The organism is Herbiconiux sp. 11R-BC (assembly GCF_049472555.1).
Lineage (GTDB): Bacteria > Actinomycetota > Actinomycetes > Actinomycetales > Microbacteriaceae > Herbiconiux.
The window spans coordinates 16,077-32,867 of sequence record NZ_JBCEBO010000005.1; the positions used below are offsets into that span (position 1 = coordinate 16,077).

Here is a 16,791-nt window from a genome sequence, read left to right on the forward strand (position 1 = left end):
GTGCGCTCCTGGGTAGGCTGAGCGCATGTTGGAAGAGGAGTACCAGCCCCGCCGTCAGCTCCCGCGCGAGTTGCGCGCCCCCGGCCGGGTGGAGCATCCGCCGCTCGAGGTGCCCTTCGAGTACGAGATCCGGGATGCGGTCGAGACCGATCTGCCGTACATCCGCGAGATCTACAACCACTACGTGGCCAACACCGTGGTGACCTTCGACGAAGACGCCATGACGCTCAAGGAATGGCGCCACAAGTTCGCCTGGACGCAGAAGCTGAACTACCCCTTCCTCGTGGCGATGTCTCCCTCGGGAACGCTGCTCGGCTTCGCCTACGTCTCGGCCTGGAAGCAGAAGGCCGCCTACCGCCGCACGGTGGAGAACTCGATCTACCTCGGCCCGGCCGCGACCGGCAAGGGGCTCGGCCGGGCGCTGCTCGGCGAGCTCATCGCCCGCTCGAAGGCGGCCGGCATCAAGGAGATCCTCGCCGTCATCGCCGACCAGGGCGCCGAGGCCTCGATCAAGCTGCACGAGAGCTTCGGCTTCAAAGAGGTGGGCCGGCTCGGCCGGGTGGGGTTCAAGTTCGGGCACTGGCTCGGAACGGTGCTGCTGCAGAAGTCGCTGAAGTAGCCGCTCAGGCGGCGAGGCCGACAGCCGCCTCGAACGAGGCGAGCCGGCCGGCCGCGGTCGGTGCCACGGGCTGGGTCAGCACGGTCGTGACACCGGATGCGCGGAGCGCGTCGAGCCCGCGGCGCACCTCTTCGGCGGTGCCGATCAGGGCGGTCGAGCGCACGAGATCCTCCGGGAGCGCGGCGACAGCCGCCTCCGTCTCGCCCGCGAGGTAGAGCTCCTGCACCCGGGCGGCTTCGTCGGCGTAGCCGTAGCGCACGGCCAGGTCGTTGTAGAAGTTCGCCCCGCGGGCGCCCATCCCGCCGAGGTAGAGGGCGGTGCGGCGGCGGTGCGGTTCGAGCATCCGCTCGGCGTCGTCGCCGACGTAGAGGGGCAGCCCCACGATCACGTCGAGCGGGCCGAGTTCGGCGGAACGCGCGGCCCGGCCCTCGGCGAGGGCGTCGCCCCAGGCGGCCGCCGCGTTGCCGGGGTGGTAGAACACGGGGAACCAGCCGTCGGCGATCTCCGCGGCCTGGGCCACCGCCTTCGGGGTGAGTGCGGCGAGCGAGATCGGGATGCCGGCGCGCACGGGCTTGTTGATGAGCTTGAGCGGCTTGCCGAGGCCGGTGCCCTGTCCAGCCGGAAGCGGCACCGGCGAGAAGCGGCCCTCGTGCACGAGCGGTTCGCGGCGCCAGACCGCGCGGCAGATCTCCACCGTCTCGCGCAGCCGCCCGAGCGGAGCCGAGAACGGCACGCCGTGGAAGCCCTCGATCACCTGCGCCCCCGAGGAGCCGAGGCCGAGCTCGAAGCGGCCACCGGAGAGGTCGTCGAGCCCGGCGGCGGTCATGGCGAGCAGCGTCGGGGTGCGCGAGTAGATCGGCAGGATGGCGGAGGTGAGCGCCACGGTGGAGGTGATGGCGGCCAGGTACCCGAGCCGGCTCACCGCGTCGAAGGAGTACGCCTCCGAGACCGCGACGAGGCCCGCGCCGGCGCGCTCGTAGTCGCGCACCTCGGCGGCGGCCGTCAGGAAGTCGTCGGAATAGTCGATCGCCACACCCAGGCGCATGAGGGCTCCTTCGCCGTCGTGGCCGCGGGGGAGCGGCCGTGATCGAGCCTAGCGAACGGCCCGGCGAAGCGGCGGCGGGATAGGGTCGGACCATGGCCGAGATCCATGACCTCACCGCTCTGGAACAGTACCGTCTGCTGCAGCGGGGTGAGCTCGGGGTGCTCGAGCTCACCGAGCACTACCTCGAGCGCATCACGCGACTGAACCCGTCGCTCGGCGCGTTCTACACGGTGAGCGCGGAGGCCGCCCGGGCCCGCGCGGCCGAGGTGGAGGCATCCGTGCCCCGCACCGCGCCGCTCTGGGGTCTGCCGTTCGCCGACAAGGACCTCACACGGCGGGCGGGAGTGCGCACGACCTTCGGCTCGCGGCTGTTCGCCGAGTTCGAGCCGGAGCAGAGCGACGAGATCGCCCTCCAGCTCGACGCGGCCGGCGGCGTCAGCCTCGGCAAGACGGCGACACCGGAGTTCGGCCTGCCGAGCTACACCGAGACCCTCGTCGCGCCGCCTGCGCGCAACCCCTACGACACCACCCGTGGGTCCGGCGGCTCGAGCGGAGGCGCCGCCGTCGCCGTGGCGGCGGGCCTGCTGCCCTTCGCGCCGGGCTCCGACGGCGGCGGTTCCATCCGCATCCCGGCCGCGGCCTGCGGGCTCGTGGGCCTGAAGCCCTCGCGCGGTCTCGTGCCCGCGGGTTCCGGCCTGGATGCGCTGGCCGGTCTTCCCGTCGCCGGACCGATCGCGCGCACCGTGGGTGACGCCGCCCTGCTGCTCGACGGCATGATCGCCCGTCGCGGGGAGCGCATCCTGCACCACCACACCGTGCGGGCGCCCAGCGACGACGACGGGCTGTTCCTCGGTGCGGCGCTGCGCGGCGAGGGGCGGTTCCAGATCGGGCTCACCACGGGCTCGCCGTGGGAGACGGCCTATGAGATCGTGCTGGGGGCGGAGGCCGCCGAGGCCCTCGCCGTGGCGCGCGACACGCTGGTCTCGCTCGGCCACGGCATGGAGGAGTTCGCGCTCGAGCCCGCGCCCGACTACGCCTGGGCGTTCCGGGTGATCTGGCAGGTGGGCGCGGGGGGCATCCCGGTCGAGGAGGGCGACGAGCACCTGCTCGAGCCCCTCACGCGCTGGCTCGTTCATCGTGGCCGCTCCATTCCCGCCGTGGAGCTCGCGCGGGCCCTGGCGACCCTGTCGGCCTACGAGCGGTCGATCATCCGGCAGTTCGAGGGCTACGACGCGGTGCTCATGCCCGCCCTGGCCATGACCCCGCGGCCGCTCGGCTGGTTCGACGCCCACGACGGAGAGCGCAACTTCGCGCAGCAGGTGCAGTACACGCCCTACACCTCGTTCGCGAACGTGAGCGGGCTGCCCGCCATCACGGTGCCGGTGCACCGCACGGCGGAGGGGTTGCCGATGGGGGCGCAGCTCGTCGGGCGCCCCGGGGGAGAGGCGACGCTGCTCGCGATCGCCCGGCAGCTCGAGCGGCGGCTCGGCTGGGGGTCGGTGCATCCGCCGCAGTGGTGACCCGGGCGGATCGTGCCGCCCTGCCCGAGTGTTCTCTCAGAGGTGTGGCAATCCTAAGTAAGGCATGCCTATACTTGCCTCAAATGTATGTGATCGCTTCCGACGCCACCCTCGTCTCCCGTGCAGCCGGCCGAGTGCTGCTCGCCGGTACCGAGGCGAATCTCGATGAGCTGCGGGCCCTCGTGGCCACGCTTCCCGACCGGGCGCAGGGGCAGATCTTCATCGAGGTTCCGGATGCAGCGGCGATCGACCCGATCGCCACCCCTGAACGCGTCACCGTCGCCTGGCTCGCCCGCGACATCCGCTCGGGAGAGATGGGTACCGGTCTCGCCTGCGCCCCCGGCCAGGCCGTGGCCCGCGCCGTGCGCGCCTGGATGGGCGAGATGTCCACCGGCGATCTCGAGCTCGACGGCGCCGCCGTCTGCGTGTGGCTCGCGCCCGGCGTGCCGAACGACTCCGCCGCCGTCTGAGCCGTCCGCCCGGGCCCTGGCCCGCAGGCTACCCGCGCGGCAGGTAGTTGCCGTCCTCGAGGCCGGCCTCGATCTCGAAGTGGTTCGTGAGCGGGTTCTGCCCGGCGAGCGCATAGAGCAGCGGGAACATCATCCCGTACTGCTGCCACTGCCTCCGGTGCACGGCCTCGTGCCGGAGCACGTGCGGCGCGTCGTTGCGGTCGGTCAGGTAGACCCCGCCCACGCAGGTGCCTCCGCGGCGGAAGGCCCAGGCGGGCATGCCGACGCACACGAACAAGCCATCCACCCGCCGGATGCGCCCGGTGCCGAGCAGCGCCCCCAGCGCGAGCCCGACCCCGGTCGCGTAGAGGTAGCCGGCCCGGGCCACGGGCGGCGCGTAGAGCACGCTCCGCAGACGTTCCAGCGGTGTCACGCGCTGGCGTCCCGGCCGTACGTCTCGAGCAGGCGCAGCCACACCTCGCTGATGGTGGGGTAGGAGGGCACCGCGTGCCAGAGGCGGGACAGCGGAACCTCGCCGACCACCGCGACCGTCGCCGAGTGCAGCAGCTCCGACACCTCGGGGCCCACGAAGGTCGCGCCGAGAATCACCTGGCGGTCCTCGTCGACCACCATGCGCGCAGTCCCCTGGTAGCCGTCCCGGGAGACCGAGGCGCCCGCCACGTTGCCGATCTCGTAGTCGACCACCCGGATGCGGAACCCGGCCTTCTCCGCGGCCGCGGCCGTGAGGCCCACCGACGCCACCTCCGGGTCGGTGAAGGTCACCTGCGGAACGGCGGCATGGTCGGCCGTCGCCGCGTGCCGGCCCCAGGGGCCGGTCGCGAGCGGCGTGCCGGTGGCGCGCGCCGCGACGACGTCGCCGGCAGCCCGGGCCTGGTACTTGCCCTGGTGCGTGAGCAGCGCGCGATGGTTCACGTCTCCGGTGGCGTAGAGCCACTCGCCCTCGAGCGGCTCTCCGTCGGCGCCGAGCACGAGCAGGGTGTCGTCGGTCGTCAGCCATTGGTTCGCCTCGAGACCGATGGCCTCGAGGCCGAGGTCTCCCGTGCGGGGCAGCCGGCCGGTGGCGACGAGGATCTCGTCACCCTCGATCACGGCTCCGTCGGCCAGCGTCGTGCGCACCACGCCGTCGGCGCCGCGCTCCACCGCGGTGGGGGAGACGCCGGTGCGCACGTCGACGCCGAGCTCGCGCAGCGAGGCCGTCACGAGCTCGCCCGCGAACGGCTCCTGGTTGGCGAGGAGCCCGCCGCGCGAGAGCAGCGTCACCGTGCTGCCGAGCGAGGCGTACGCGGTGGCCATCTCGCAGGCCACGACCCCGCCGCCCACCACGGTCAGGCGGGCCGGGGCGCTCTGCGCGCTCGTGGCCTCGCGGCTGGTCCACGGAGCGGCTTCCGCGAGGCCCGGGATGTCGGGCAGCAACGCGGTCGACCCGGTCGACACGACGATCGCGTGACGGGCTCTGAGCGTGGTGACCGTTCCGTCGGCCGCCGTGACCGCGAGCTCCTTCACGCCCGTGAACACGGCGTGTCCGCGCATAAGCTCGATGCCCGCGCCGGAGACCCAGTCGGCCTGCCCCTGGTCGTTCCAGTCGCTCGTGAAGGAGTTGCGCCGCTCGAACACCGCGGCCGCGTCGACCGTTCCGGTGACGGCGGCCGAGGCGCCCTTCACGTTCTCTGCCGAGCGCAGCACCACGCCGGCGCGCAGCAGCGCCTTCGACGGCATGCAGGCCCAGTACGAGCACTCGCCGCCCACGAGCTCCGCCTCGACGAGAGCGGTCGTCATGCCGCCCTGCACCGCGCGGTCGGCCACGTTCTCGCCCACCGCTCCCGCACCGATCACGATCACGTCGTATTCGCTGGTCATTGCTGCTCCTCGCTTCGTGTCATCCCATTCTGCGCACAGATCGCGCTGCGGCGGGCCGGATGCGCGGCGCCGCCCCCGAGGGCCGGCCGGATGCTCAGCGCACCAGCGCCGACACGATCCGCAGAATCGTCGGCAGGTCCTCGACCGCCGCCTCGGGCGTCGACGGCGCGAACTCGGTGATGCCGGCGCCCACGAGTGTGAACTCCTCGCGCACGGCGCGGATGGCCGCGGTCAGCTCGGCCGCACCCACGCCGAACGGCTCGGGGAACGCCACGCCGTCGATCTCACCCGGGTCGAGGACGTCGAGGTCGACGTGCAGGTACACCGCGCCGGCGCCGGCCTCGCGCAGGGCGGCGAGGAGCGCATCCGGAGTCGCGAGCTGCGCCGGGGCGAGCATCCGGATTCCCGCCTCGTCGACGAAGGCCGCCTCGGCGTCGTCGAGCGCGCGGGTTCCCGCGAGCACCACCTGGGCGGGCTCGAGCAGCGCCTCTGCGGCCAGCTCGCGGGGTCCGCCGCCGAGCAGGGTGCGCAGAACCATGCCGTGGAACGCCCCCGAGGGGGAGGACTCCGGAGTGTTGAGGTCGGGATGGGCGTCGAACCACACCAGGGTCACGGGCTCCACCGTGCTCCGCACGGCGTGGCGCACGGCCGAGAGCTCGATGCCGCAGTCGCCGCCGATCACGATCGGCACGCCCTCGACCTCCCGGAGCACGGCATCGCTCGCCGCCGCGATCAACTCGATCGACGAGAAGCGGTCGACCCCGGTTCCCAGGGACTCCCCGGCGCCCGCCGGCACCTCGACCACGCGCGTGGCCGAGGACGGCAGGTCGCCGCGCACGGCCTCGGCGCCGTCGATGAGGCGCATCGCCCGGCTCGAGCCGGAGCCCTGCCACTGGGGGACGACGACGAAGGTCGCAGCCACCGGTTCGGCGCGCCTACTCGCCGCTCGTGACCGCTTTGGCGGCCCCGCCGGACTTGAGCGCCGCGAGGCGCGCCTCCACCTCGGTCAGCTCCCCGATGTCGTCGAGGCTCTCGAACTGCGCGTCGAGGCTCGAGGCGTTGAGCTCCTCCTGGCCGCGCACGCGGGCCTCCTCGCGGCGGATCTTGTCCTCGAAGCGGCCGAGGTCGCTGGTGGGGTCGAGCACGTTCAGGTTCTTCAGCGCATCCTGAACCTGACCCTGGGCCTGGGCGGTCTTCGCGCGGGCCACCAGGTTGTCGCGCTTGGACTTCAGCTGGTTGAGCTTCTCCTTCATCGAGGCCAGGCCCGACTTGAGCTTCTCGACCGACTCGGTCTGGGAGGCGATCGAGGGCTCGGCGTCCTTGGCCTCGTTCTCCGACTGCAGCTGGCGGGTGAGAGCCACCTTCGCGAGGGCGTCGAACTTGTCGGCGTCGGTCGTGTTGCCGGCGGCGCGGTACTCGTCGGCCTTGGTGCTCGCGGCGAGGGCCTTGCGGCCCCAGTCCGCCGCGGCTGCCACGTCTTCGCGGTGGTCGTCCTCGAGCAGGCGCAGGTTGCCGATGGTCTGGGCGATGGCGCTCTCCGCGTCGGCGATGTTCTCGGTGTAGTCGCGCACCAGCTGGTCGAGCATCAGCTGGGGGTCCTCGGCCTGGTCGATGAGGTTGTTGATGTTGGCCTTGGCGAGCTGGGCGATGCGCCCGAAGATGGACTGCTTGCTGGTCATCGTGTTCTCCTTCTGTGCTGGATCGGTGATCTGTGTCGCGTCATGCCCTGGTTCAGAATCGGCCCCCGCCGCCCCGTCGGCCGCCGGCGCCCGAGGAGCCGCCGAAGCCGCCGCCCCCGCCGCGGCTGCCGCCACCCCAGCCGCCGCGCGAGGATCCGCCCCCGCCGCCGAAGCCGCCGAACCCTCCGAAGCCGCCGCCGTAGCCGCCGGAGCGGCCGCCGCCCCCGCCGCCGAGCAGGCCGCCGATGATGCCGCCGAGCAGAGCCCCGGTGAAGTCGCCGCCGCCCCCGCCGCCGGTGGGCATGCCCTGGTTGCCGCCGGTCTGCGCCCAGCTCACGTCCTGCTGCGCCGACGCGCTCGCCCGTGAGGCGAGCTGGGCCGCCATGCCGGCCTCGCGGATCGAGCTCTCGGGGTCGGAGATCGCGACCGAGACGGCCAGGTCGAGGTGGCGCTGGGCCTCGGAGAGCCGGGTGCGCGCATCCGGGCCCACCGCCCCTCGCCGGGTCTGCAGGTAGGCCTGCGCCGCCGCGATCTCGCTCTGCGCCGCGGCGATCGAGCGGTCGCGTTGAGCGCCGAGGCGCGTGGCGCGCTCCTGCTCGCCGCGTGCCGAGAGCAGGGCCGCGTCGAGCGGGGCGTCGGCGGCCTCGAGCGCGATACGCGCGTTGAGCGGGTCACGCGGCCCGGTGGTCTGCGCGCGCTGCAGCTCCACCGAGACGGCCGCGGCGAGGCGGGCGAGCTCGGGGTCGGCGGCGGTTCCGGATGCCTGCACGCGGGCGACCTCCGCGAGGTCCTGCTGGGCATCCGCGATGGCCGCCGCGAGCGCGCTGCCGGCGGCGGCGAGGTCGGACTCGAGCTTCACCAGCGAGGCCATCAGGGTCTGCGCCTGCACGACGGCCTGCTGCGCCGCGCGGATCTGCACCGCGGCCTCGCCGGCCCGCCCCTCTTTCGCGGCGGTGGCGGCCGCTTCGAGCTGCTGCTGCGCGAAGTCGCGGAGCCGGTCGGCCTGCTCGACGCCGCCCACCACGGTGCTGAGGGCGGGTGCGTCGTAGCGGGCCGTCAGGCCGGCGAGGCGCTCTCGCGCCTGCGTGCCGCTCCCGGTGAGGGCCTGCAGATCGTTCGTGGCGGCGCTGAGCGCCGGAACCGGGTCGCGTTCGAGGTCGCGCAGCGCGGCGAAGGCCTCGGCCTGCTCGTCGAGCTGGTCGGCCGCCTGGTCGCACAGCGCGATGATCTGCTGCGACCACGCGCGGCGCTCCTCCTCGGTGTCGGGCACGGCGTCGTCGAGCTTCTGTTTGAGCGTGAAGGCCTGCGAGAGAGTGGTCTTCACCTCGCCGAGCACCGCGGTGAAGGGGGCGGCGGCCTCGGCGCCGAACTGCGCCACGGCGAAGCCGAGCTCCTCCTCGCTCGTGGTGACGGCGTCGTCGAGATCGACCAGCACGGCACCCACCTGGCGGTCGAGCTCCTTCTGGGTCGGCCCCTGGGCGGCCACCTGGGCCGCGGCGTTCGCTGTGACGGTCTTGTCGATGGAGCGCCGGCGGCGCAGCACGAGGATCAGCACGATCGCCGCGACGACGACGATGATGACGATGGCGAGCACCCAGACGAGTCCGCCGAAGCCGCCGTCGGAGGCCGTGGACCCGGTCGAGCCGGTCGACCCCGAGGAGCCCGATCCGGCGAGCTCCCGGCCCAGCCCCTCGGCGGCGCCCGCCGCGGCGCCGGCCCAGTCGCCCTGCCGCAGCGCCGGCACGATGTCCTGCGTCTCGATCGCGGTGAGCTGGGTGTCGCTCAGCGCGAAGTCGGAGGCCACCGAGAACTGGTAGAGCCGGTCGGTCGTGGCCACCGCGAGCAGCACGTCGTTCGTGCCGAACTGGTTGACGGTCGCGACCTGCTCGGCCCAGGCCTGACGGTCGGAGGGGTTCGTGAAGCTGTCGGTGTAGACCACGAAGAGGTTCACGCCCTGCTCCGTGGCGAGCGTGTCGATCGCGTCCTGCACCCGGGCGGTGCCGGACTGGTCGAGAACGCCCACCTCGTCGACGATGTACCGCCCGTTGAGCGTCACCGGATCACCCGCGACGGCCGCGCTCGCGGGGGCGAGCAGCGCCAGGCCGATCGCCGCGACGGCGGCGAGGAGAAGAGTGCGGAGGCTCACCGCTCGGGGAGTCTTGTGCGGGTGTCTCATTGGTGCAGATTCTAGGAGGGCGGCCGGGGGGCCGTCTACGAATCCGGATGTTCTCCCCACGATTCCCGGGAGCCTCCCGGGTGGCGGCTCGGTGCGGTCGTGTGTCGTCCTGTTACGGCGGGGCGTGCATCCGTTCGCCGCCGTCAGCAGGATGGAGGACATGGACTCCCGTGGCCGCTTGAGCGTCGTCGTCGTGACCGACGACCGCCCACATGCGCCGGAGTACCACGCCTACTCCTCGTTGCTCGCCGAGCGGGCGGTGCGCGGGGCTGCCGACGCCGGCTGGCAGGTCGACGTCGTGGCCGCCGAGCGCCTGGGGGAGCGGGGAACCCTCCGGCGCACCGACGGCTCGGCGGCGCTCGTGATCCTCGGGGGAGAGGACATCGCGCCGGAGTTCTACGGCGCCGCGCGCGGCTACCGCGGCGAGGGCCGGCACGCCGAGCGGGCGGATGCGGCGCAGCTCGCGCTGGTGCGCCGGGCCCTGGAGCGGCGGACGCCCCTGCTCGGCGTGTGCCGCGGGCACCAGATCATCAACGTGGCCCTCGGCGGCTCGCTGATCCAGGATCTCGGCGAGACCGGCGTGCACCGCAACGACGGCGTGCCGATCGAGCGCGTGATGGCGACCCACGCCGTGCGCCTCGCGGCGGGCAGCCGGCTGGCCTCCGGACTCGGCCCGGTGCTCTCGACGCAGAGCGCCCACCACCAGGCCGTCGACCGCCTCGGGGCCGGACTCGGGGCCGCGGCCACGGCATCCGACGGCCTCGTCGAGGCCATCGAGCACGCGGACGCCCCGATCGTGGGCGTGCAGTGGCACCCGGAGGACCCGGGCGCCCCGCGCGGCCAGCTCGCCGCACTGCTCGCGGGCTTCGCCCGCCCCCTGGCCCTCGCGGCCTGACCGCATCCGCGGCTCTCGCATCCGGCTACAATGCGGGATGCAAATCGGGCACTATAACTCCGCCCACGCGAACTCGGCTGTGCGAAACGCCGGTGAGTTGCTAATGTGATCAGCGTTGCCACTGTGACGAATGTGACTGGAGTGATTCGGTCCTGCGTCGCTCGATCGTTCAGGGGAGTGCCATGCGGGTCACCGCGACAACCGGGTCAGCCGGCTTGAAGAGCGCTCCGCGGCGTGCCGCCGCCGCCCTGGCTATCGCCTCCGCGGCCGTTCTCGCGGCCACGATGCTCATCGTGTCGCCCGCCGCCGCCACCGACTACCCCTCCTGGAACCAGGTCGAGGCCGCCCGGGCGAGCGAGAGCGCGAAGCAGGCGCAGATCACCGAGATCCAGAACCTCATCGCCGGCATCCAGAGCCAGGTCGCGGCCGCCCAGTCCGCCGCCGACAAGGCCTGGGCCGACGACCAGGCCGCGCAGAACGCCCTCGCCGAGGGCACCCGCAAGGCCGATCAGCTGCAGGCGCAGGCCACGGCCGCTGCAGCCCAGTCGGAGGCCTCGAACAAGCGCGCCGCGGCCCTCGCCGCCCAATTCGCGCGGAGCGCCGGCAACGACCTCAGCTCCCGGCTGCTCGTGGCCGGAAGCGACTCGAGCGATCTTCTCTACCAGCTCGGCACCATGTCGAAGCTCAGCGAGACCAGCGAGGGCGTGTTCGACAAGGCCAAGCAGGACGCGAACACCGCCTCCTCGCTGAGCGACCAGGCGGGCGTCGCCAAGCAGGGCCTCACCGTGCTCGCCCAGGCGGCGGATGCGGCCCTCGCCCAGGCGCTCGACGCTCAGAAATCGGTGCAGTCGGCCCTGCTGGAGCAGGAGAACCACCAGGCCGAGCTCAGCGTGCAGCTGACGGCCCTGCAGCAGGACACGATCACCACCGAGCAGCAGTACAACGACGGCGTCGCTGCCGCGAAGGCCGCAGAGCTCGCCGCTCAGCAGGCCGCTGCCGACGCCCTCGCGGCGCAGCAGGCGGCCGAGGAGCAGGCGGCCGCGAGCGGGGGAGGGTCGTCTGATTCGGGTGGCGGCGGCTCGGCCCCTGCTCCGTCGGCGCCGTCCGCGCCCTCCTACGACCCGCCGGCGCAGTCCTACAGCGGTGAGGCCGTCGTGGCCTACGCCGAGCAGTTCGTGGGCGTCGTGCCCTACGGCTGGGGTGCCGACCCGAGCGACAGCTTCGGCTGCGACGGCCTCACGCAGTACGTGTTCGGCCAGTTCGGTATCTCGCTACCCCGGCTGGTGAGCCGCCAGGCGGCCATGGGCGTGCGGGTCTCGCCGCAGGATGCGCAGGCCGGCGACCTCGTGGTCTGGCCGGGAACGCACATCGGCATCTACGACGGCCACGGTGGCGTCATCCACTCTCCCGACTGGGGGCGTTACGTGACGCACGCCACCGGGCTGTGGGGCAGCTTCTACTTCGTGCGGCTGGTCTGAGCCGCCGGGTGATCTGAGACCCCGGCTGATCTGAGCCCCCGGGTGGTCTGACCCCCCGAGCCGACCGGCCCGCGGCCGATCAGACCTCGGCGTGCTCGCCGAACTCGGTGACCGACTCCACCGAGCCGTCGGCGTTCCGCACGATGTGGTCCACCTGGCGCGTCTTCGCCCAGATGCGGCCCTCGGCGATCGCCTGGCTGCGGATCACGTGCGAGGAGAGGTCGGTCTCCTCGCCTTGCATGCGGTTGTGCCACATGTTGTGGGCACGGTAGGTCTCGACGGCATCCATCTGCGGGCCTTCATTCCTCTTCGAACGGTGTCACGGATGGGTGGTCCGTGTGCTCGGCATTGTAGAGGAAGAAGCGAGTGATCACGCGAGTATGGGATTGGTGCCCCCAGTAGGATTTGAACCTACGGCCTTCTGCTCCGGAGGCAGACGCTCTATCCCCTGAGCTATGGGGGCCCGGGGTGCCTGTCCAGGGTAGCAGGATGTGACGCCCCTTCCGGTCACCCCTGGCGTGCAGCACCTGCCATTCATGACAGGATCGTGAGCATGCAGCGTTCCGTCTTCGCGAACATCGACGCGACCGTCGATCTCGGTACGACCGTCATCTTCTCCATCGCCGCCGCCCCGGTGGGACCTGCGGCGCGTTTCGCCCACGAACTCGTCGAGTACCGCGTCGACGGCCGGCTGATCGAGCCGCTCGAGATCACGGATGCGCACGGCACCCGCCTGCACCAGTTCGACGTGCCGCCGGGCCGGTTCACCGCCCGCTACGAGGCCGTCGTGGACGGCGAGGTCGCCCCGGCGCCCGTGGAGCCGGTCGACCTCATCCGCTATCTGCGACCGAGCCGCTACTGCGAGTCGGACACCCTCATGCCCACGGCGCTGGGGGAGTTCCGTGGGCTCTTCGACCGCGAGCTGCTCGAAGCGGTGAGCTCCTGGGTGGGCTCCGAGCTCAGCTACGTGCCCGGCTCGAGCGCCCCCACCGACGGCGCGGTGCAGACCCTGCTGCTGCGCAAGGGCGTCTGCCGCGACTACGCGCACCTCGTCATCGCGCTGCTTCGCGCGCTCGACGTGCCGGCCCGGCTCGCGAGCGTCTACGCGCCCGGACTCTCGCCGATGGACTTCCACGCCGTCGCCGAGGCCTTCGTCGAGGGCGCCTGGCACGTGGTCGACGCCACCACGCTCGCCCCGCGCCAGAGCCTGCTGCGCATCGCCACCGGCCGGGACGCCGCCGACACCGCCTTCCTCACCAACCACGGCGGCAACCTGATCCTCGAGAACCTCGAGGTCTCGGCCGTCGTCGACTCCCTCCCATTCGACGACATCACGAAGCTCGTCCAGCTCCGCTGAGCCCGGCGGGTAGGATTGTTCGCCGTGACTCCCGAAGCCCTTTCCGCCGCTCTGTTCGCCATCGTGTCCGACGTGCTCGCCTCCCGCGAGAGCGCCGACGGGGGCGAGCGCCTGCAGCTCACCGAGGCGGATGTGGCGCTCGAGCGCCCGCGCAACCGCGACCACGGCGACTGGGCCTCGAACATCGCGATGAAGCTCGCCAAGCGGCTCGGCACCAACCCGCGCGCCTTCGCCCTCGAGCTGGTTCCGGGCATCCAGGCCATCGACGGCGTCGCCGCGGTCGACGTGGCCGGCCCCGGCTTCATCAACATCACCCTCGACACGGCGGCGGCGGGCGAGATCGCGCGCACCATCGTCGACGCGGGCGACGCCTACGGCCACAACGCCGTGCTCGCCGGTCACACCATCAACATGGAGTTCGTCTCGGCGAACCCCACGGGCCCGCTGCACATCGGCCACACGCGCTGGGCGGCGCTCGGCGACTCGATCGCCCGCGTGCTGAAGGCATCCGGAGCCGCCGTCACCACCGAGTACTACATCAACGACGCCGGCGCCCAGATGGACGTCTTCGGCCTCTCGGTGCTGCACGCCGCCAAGGGCCTGCCGACGCCGGAGAAGGGCTACCCGGGGCCCTATATCCAGACCCTGGCGCAGCGCGTTCTCGAGGTCGTCCCCGACCTGCTCGACAAGCCCGACGAGGAGGCCGTGGCGATCGCGCGCGACCTCGCCTACGAGTTCCAGCTCGCCGAGATCCAGCAGTCGCTCGCGAACTTCCACGTGCACTTCGACGTGTTCTTCTCCGAGCGCAGCCTGCACGCTCCGGATGCGGTGACCGGCAAGACCGCCATCGACGACGCAGAGGAGCGCCTGCGCGCCCAGGGTCATGTCTACGAGGCCGACGACGCCGTGTGGGTGCGCACCACCGACTTCGGCGACGACAAGGACCGGGTGCTCACCCGCGGCAACGGCATCGTCACCTATTTCGCGGCGGATGCGGCCTACTACCTCTCGAAGAAGGACCGCGGCTTCCCCGAGAAGATCTACCTGCTCGGCGCCGACCACCACGGCTACGTCGGCCGCCTCAAGGCCCTCGCGGCCGCCGCGGGCGACGACCCCGAGACGGGTCTCAGCGTGCTCATCGGCCAGCTCGTGAACCTCAACGGCGCGAAGCTCTCCAAGCGCGCCGGCAACATCATCGAGCTCGACGACCTGCTCGACTGGCTCGGGGCCGACGCCCTGCGCTACTGGCTCGCCCGCTACCCGGCCGATTCGCCGCTCGCCCTCGACGGCGAGAAGCTGCGCTCGCGCACCAACGACAACCCGGTGTTCTACGTGCAGTACGCCCACGCCCGCACCCGCTCGGTGGCGCGCAACGCCGCCGAGGCCGGTGTGACGCGTGCCGATTTCGAGCCGGCGCTGCTCGTGCACCCCACCGAGACCGCGCTGCTGGGCGCCCTGCAGGAGTTCCCGCGCATCGTGGCCCACGCCGCCGAACTGCGCGAGCCGCACCGCGTGGCCCGCTACCTCGAGGAGCTCGCCGGCTACTACCACCGCTGGTACGACGCCACCCGTGTGCTGCCCTTCGGCGACGAGGCCATCGCGCCCATCCACGGCACCCGCCTCTGGCTCAACGACGCCACCGGCCAGGTCGTCCGCAACGGCCTCGACCTCATCGGAGTCTCCGCCCCCGACCGCATGTAGCCGGCCATTCCGCCCGCGGATGCAGATATGACCAGGACCGACCCCGAATACGGCGTCGGTCCTGGTCATATCTGCATCCGCTAACCGCACGGCCGCTGTTCACGGGCTGATCGCGAGCCCTGCCCGCCTGTGCCGCGCCGACCACCGGTGCTCCTGCCGGGCCACGAGCTCGCGGATGAGCGCCACCACGCGCCCCCATTGGCTCATCACCTGGTCATAGGTGAGCCGGATCACCGCGTACCCGAGCTCGTGCAGGATGAGGTCACGGCGCCGATCCTCCTCGTAGGCCTCGTCGCTCGAGTGGAACTCCCGACCGTCGAGCTCGATCACGAGCCGGTCGCCGACCAGGAGGTCGACGTATCCGGCGGCGCCGATCTTCACCTGGCTGCGGTACGGGATGTTGTAGCGGTGCAGTCCGAGCCGCGCCTTGGTCTCCAGCCCGGACTGCGCGCCCGGGTCGACGAGATCGAGGTACCGGCGGTAGCTGTTCGGCAATCCACTCATCAAGAACTCGAGCTCTGTTCTCGAAACGCGATTCTTGTTCAGGGCCGAGTCGAGGGTCACGATCGCATCGGCCTTGCTCTGGCAGACGACGGCCTGCAACAGCGACCACTCGAAACCGTCGACCGGCCCCTCCGGCTCGTCGAGGCCGGAGCCGGGGAGCGTGCGATGCACGACGACACCCCAGCGTTCAGGGTTCCCGAGTGGCACGGCGCGGTCGTGCGGTGAAGAGAGTCCGCGAGCGCCTGCCGCCACCCGCACGTGCAGCCGCCGGTCGTGAGAGCACCAGATCGTCTCCTCGCGCAGCACGGAGAGGCAGCTCAGGCGACCGCCCACCCGCACCGCGCGCACGACCTTCGCCGGAGCGCCGGGAAGGGCGACCCAGCCCACCCGCACGCGGTCGATCGTTCCCGAGCGCAGTGCGCGCGTGATGTCGGCCATCTGCGCGCCCTGCATCTGCAGCTGCACGGTGGACGCGATGCCGCCCTCGCGTTCGAGCAGCTCTGTAACATGATGCATGCTCAGATACTGCCGCATGTGGTTAGCGGATGCAGAAATGACGTGGAGCAACCCCGAATACGACGTCAGTACGCGTCATTTCTGCATCCGCTGACGCCAGCGCCGCGGAGGAGAGTTCTCGTCACCTCGGCGGCGCGATGTCAGGATGGTCGCATGACCGCTGAGTACCCCACCGTGCCCGTCGCACCCGCCCCGGCGCAGTCCCGGCCGAAGCGCGGGAGGCGCTGGCCGTGGTTGGTGCTCGGCAGCCTCGTGCTGCTCGCGGTGCTGCTGGTCGTGGCCGACATCGGCGCGCGGGCCTACGCGCAGGGCCGCGCCGAATCCGAGATCCGCTCGCAGCTGCCCACGAACCTGCAGGGCGACGTCTCCGTCTCCATCGGTGGCTTCTCGTTCCTCAGCCAGCTGCTCGCGGGCTCCTTCCACGAGGTGCAGCTCGACGCGCCCGCTCTCACCGTCGACGGGGTTCCGCTCGCGGCGCACGTCACGGCGACGGATGTGCCGACCGATCTCTCGAAGCCGGTCGGCGACATCCAGGCCACCGTCACGCTCGATCAGTCCGCCGTCGACTCCATCGTCACGCTGCCGGGAGACGCGAGCCTCGTGCTCGGCGACGGGGCGGTGTCGTACGACGGCCAGGTGACGGTGCTCGGCCTCACCATCGGCTACCGCATCACCGGCACCGTCCAGGCCTCGGGAACGGATGTCGTCATCCAGCCGCAGTCGGCCGCCCTCACCCAGGGCTCGAACCTCGTCGACCTCAGCGGCGTGCTCGGCGGCCTCACGAAGAATCCGATCACCGTCTGCGTCGCGCAGTACCTGCCCCAGGGTGCGACCGTGCAGTCGATCGACGTCACGAGCGGACAGGTCTCCGCCTCGCTCGCCGCACAGCAGTTCGTGCTCAGCGAAGACAGTCTCCGCACCCTCGGCACCTGCCCCTAGCGCACGTAACAAGCGGGCAGCGGCATGTGCGCAGC

16 protein-coding genes and 1 tRNA gene are annotated in these 16,791 nt (G+C 71.9%); 8 read left to right on the forward strand and 9 right to left on the reverse strand.

What is annotated here, in order from left to right; translation table 11 throughout:
• The first annotated feature begins 25 nt into the window (after nt 1–25).
• Nucleotides 26–619, forward strand: a complete 594-nt coding sequence (locus VD659_RS12850) for a GNAT family N-acetyltransferase (RefSeq protein WP_423261464.1) — start codon at nt 26–28, stop codon at nt 617–619.
• 4 nt (nt 620–623) lie between these two features.
• On the opposite strand, the gene VD659_RS12855 is transcribed toward VD659_RS12850, so the two are convergent.
• The gene (locus tag VD659_RS12855) at nt 624–1,664 is read right to left on the reverse strand and encodes an LLM class F420-dependent oxidoreductase (RefSeq protein ID WP_423261465.1); all 1,041 of its coding nucleotides are present in this window, start codon (nt 1,662–1,664) and stop codon (nt 624–626) included.
• 92 nt (nt 1,665–1,756) lie between these two features.
• Between VD659_RS12855 and VD659_RS12860 the strand changes: the two genes are divergently transcribed.
• Nucleotides 1,757–3,184, forward strand: a complete 1,428-nt coding sequence (locus tag VD659_RS12860; RefSeq protein WP_423261466.1) for an amidase — start codon at nt 1,757–1,759, stop codon at nt 3,182–3,184.
• An 83-nt stretch (nt 3,185–3,267) separates the two neighbouring features.
• The gene (locus VD659_RS12865; protein WP_423261467.1) at nt 3,268–3,654 is read left to right on the forward strand and encodes an SIP domain-containing protein; all 387 of its coding nucleotides are present in this window, start codon (nt 3,268–3,270) and stop codon (nt 3,652–3,654) included.
• Nucleotides 3,655–3,682: 28 nt separating this feature from the next.
• Here the strand turns inward: VD659_RS12865 and VD659_RS12870 are convergent, their stop codons facing one another.
• The 5 genes from VD659_RS12870 to VD659_RS12890 all read right to left on the reverse strand — a co-directional run bounded on the left by VD659_RS12870 (nt 3,683) and on the right by VD659_RS12890 (nt 9,366).
• Nucleotides 3,683–4,066, reverse strand: coding sequence for a Fe-S oxidoreductase (locus VD659_RS12870; protein ID WP_137836880.1), 384 nt, complete (start codon nt 4,064–4,066; stop codon nt 3,683–3,685).
• Nucleotides 4,063–5,511 carry a dihydrolipoyl dehydrogenase family protein gene (locus VD659_RS12875; RefSeq protein WP_423261468.1) on the reverse strand — a complete coding sequence of 483 codons (1,449 nt, stop codon included), beginning with the start codon at nt 5,509–5,511 and terminating at the stop codon, nt 4,063–4,065. The genes VD659_RS12870 and VD659_RS12875 overlap by 4 nt, the downstream gene beginning before the upstream one ends.
• Nucleotides 5,512–5,605: 94 nt before the next feature.
• Entirely contained in the window at nt 5,606–6,433 is an 828-nt protein-coding gene (locus tag VD659_RS12880) for an arginase family protein (RefSeq protein WP_423261469.1), read from the reverse strand.
• 13 nt (nt 6,434–6,446) lie between these two features.
• The gene (locus VD659_RS12885; protein WP_423261470.1) at nt 6,447–7,190 is read right to left on the reverse strand and encodes a PspA/IM30 family protein; all 744 of its coding nucleotides are present in this window, start codon (nt 7,188–7,190) and stop codon (nt 6,447–6,449) included.
• A 52-nt stretch (nt 7,191–7,242) separates the two neighbouring features.
• Entirely contained in the window at nt 7,243–9,366 is a 2,124-nt protein-coding gene (locus VD659_RS12890; protein ID WP_423261471.1) for a TPM domain-containing protein, read from the reverse strand.
• Between the two features lie 160 nt (nt 9,367–9,526).
• Here VD659_RS12890 and VD659_RS12895 point away from each other — a divergent pair, with 160 nt between their 5' ends.
• Nucleotides 9,527–10,261 (forward strand): gamma-glutamyl-gamma-aminobutyrate hydrolase family protein, encoded by a 735-nt coding sequence (locus VD659_RS12895; RefSeq protein ID WP_423261473.1) that lies wholly within the window; start codon nt 9,527–9,529, stop codon nt 10,259–10,261.
• A gap of 182 nt (nt 10,262–10,443) precedes the next feature.
• A complete protein-coding gene (locus VD659_RS12900; RefSeq protein ID WP_423261474.1) occupies nt 10,444–11,739 on the forward strand; it encodes a C40 family peptidase in 1,296 nt (431 codons plus the stop codon).
• 79 nt (nt 11,740–11,818) lie between these two features.
• Here VD659_RS12900 and VD659_RS12905 read toward each other — a convergent pair whose 3' ends face one another.
• Nucleotides 11,819–12,028 (reverse strand): hypothetical protein, encoded by a 210-nt coding sequence (locus VD659_RS12905; protein ID WP_423261475.1) that lies wholly within the window; start codon nt 12,026–12,028, stop codon nt 11,819–11,821.
• Between the two features lie 98 nt (nt 12,029–12,126).
• Nucleotides 12,127–12,202, reverse strand: a tRNA-Arg gene (locus tag VD659_RS12910).
• Between the two features lie 90 nt (nt 12,203–12,292).
• On the opposite strand from VD659_RS12910, the gene VD659_RS12915 reads away from it, so the two are divergent.
• Both VD659_RS12915 and argS read left to right on the forward strand, forming a co-directional pair.
• Nucleotides 12,293–13,096 carry a transglutaminase-like domain-containing protein gene (locus VD659_RS12915; RefSeq protein ID WP_423261476.1) on the forward strand — a complete coding sequence of 268 codons (804 nt, stop codon included), beginning with the start codon at nt 12,293–12,295 and terminating at the stop codon, nt 13,094–13,096.
• 24 nt (nt 13,097–13,120) lie between these two features.
• Complete coding sequence (argS, locus tag VD659_RS12920; protein ID WP_423261477.1) at nt 13,121–14,797, forward strand: arginine--tRNA ligase; 1,677 nt, start codon at nt 13,121–13,123, stop codon at nt 14,795–14,797.
• Between the two features lie 99 nt (nt 14,798–14,896).
• Here argS and VD659_RS12925 read toward each other — a convergent pair whose 3' ends face one another.
• On the reverse strand, nt 14,897–15,817 hold the full coding sequence (locus VD659_RS12925) for an endonuclease domain-containing protein (RefSeq protein ID WP_423261478.1): 921 nt from the start codon (nt 15,815–15,817) through the stop codon (nt 14,897–14,899).
• 153 nt (nt 15,818–15,970) lie between these two features.
• On the opposite strand from VD659_RS12925, the gene VD659_RS12930 reads away from it, so the two are divergent.
• Nucleotides 15,971–16,756 carry a DUF2993 domain-containing protein gene (locus tag VD659_RS12930; protein WP_423261480.1) on the forward strand — a complete coding sequence of 262 codons (786 nt, stop codon included), beginning with the start codon at nt 15,971–15,973 and terminating at the stop codon, nt 16,754–16,756.
• Nucleotides 16,757–16,791: the final 35 nt, after the last annotated feature.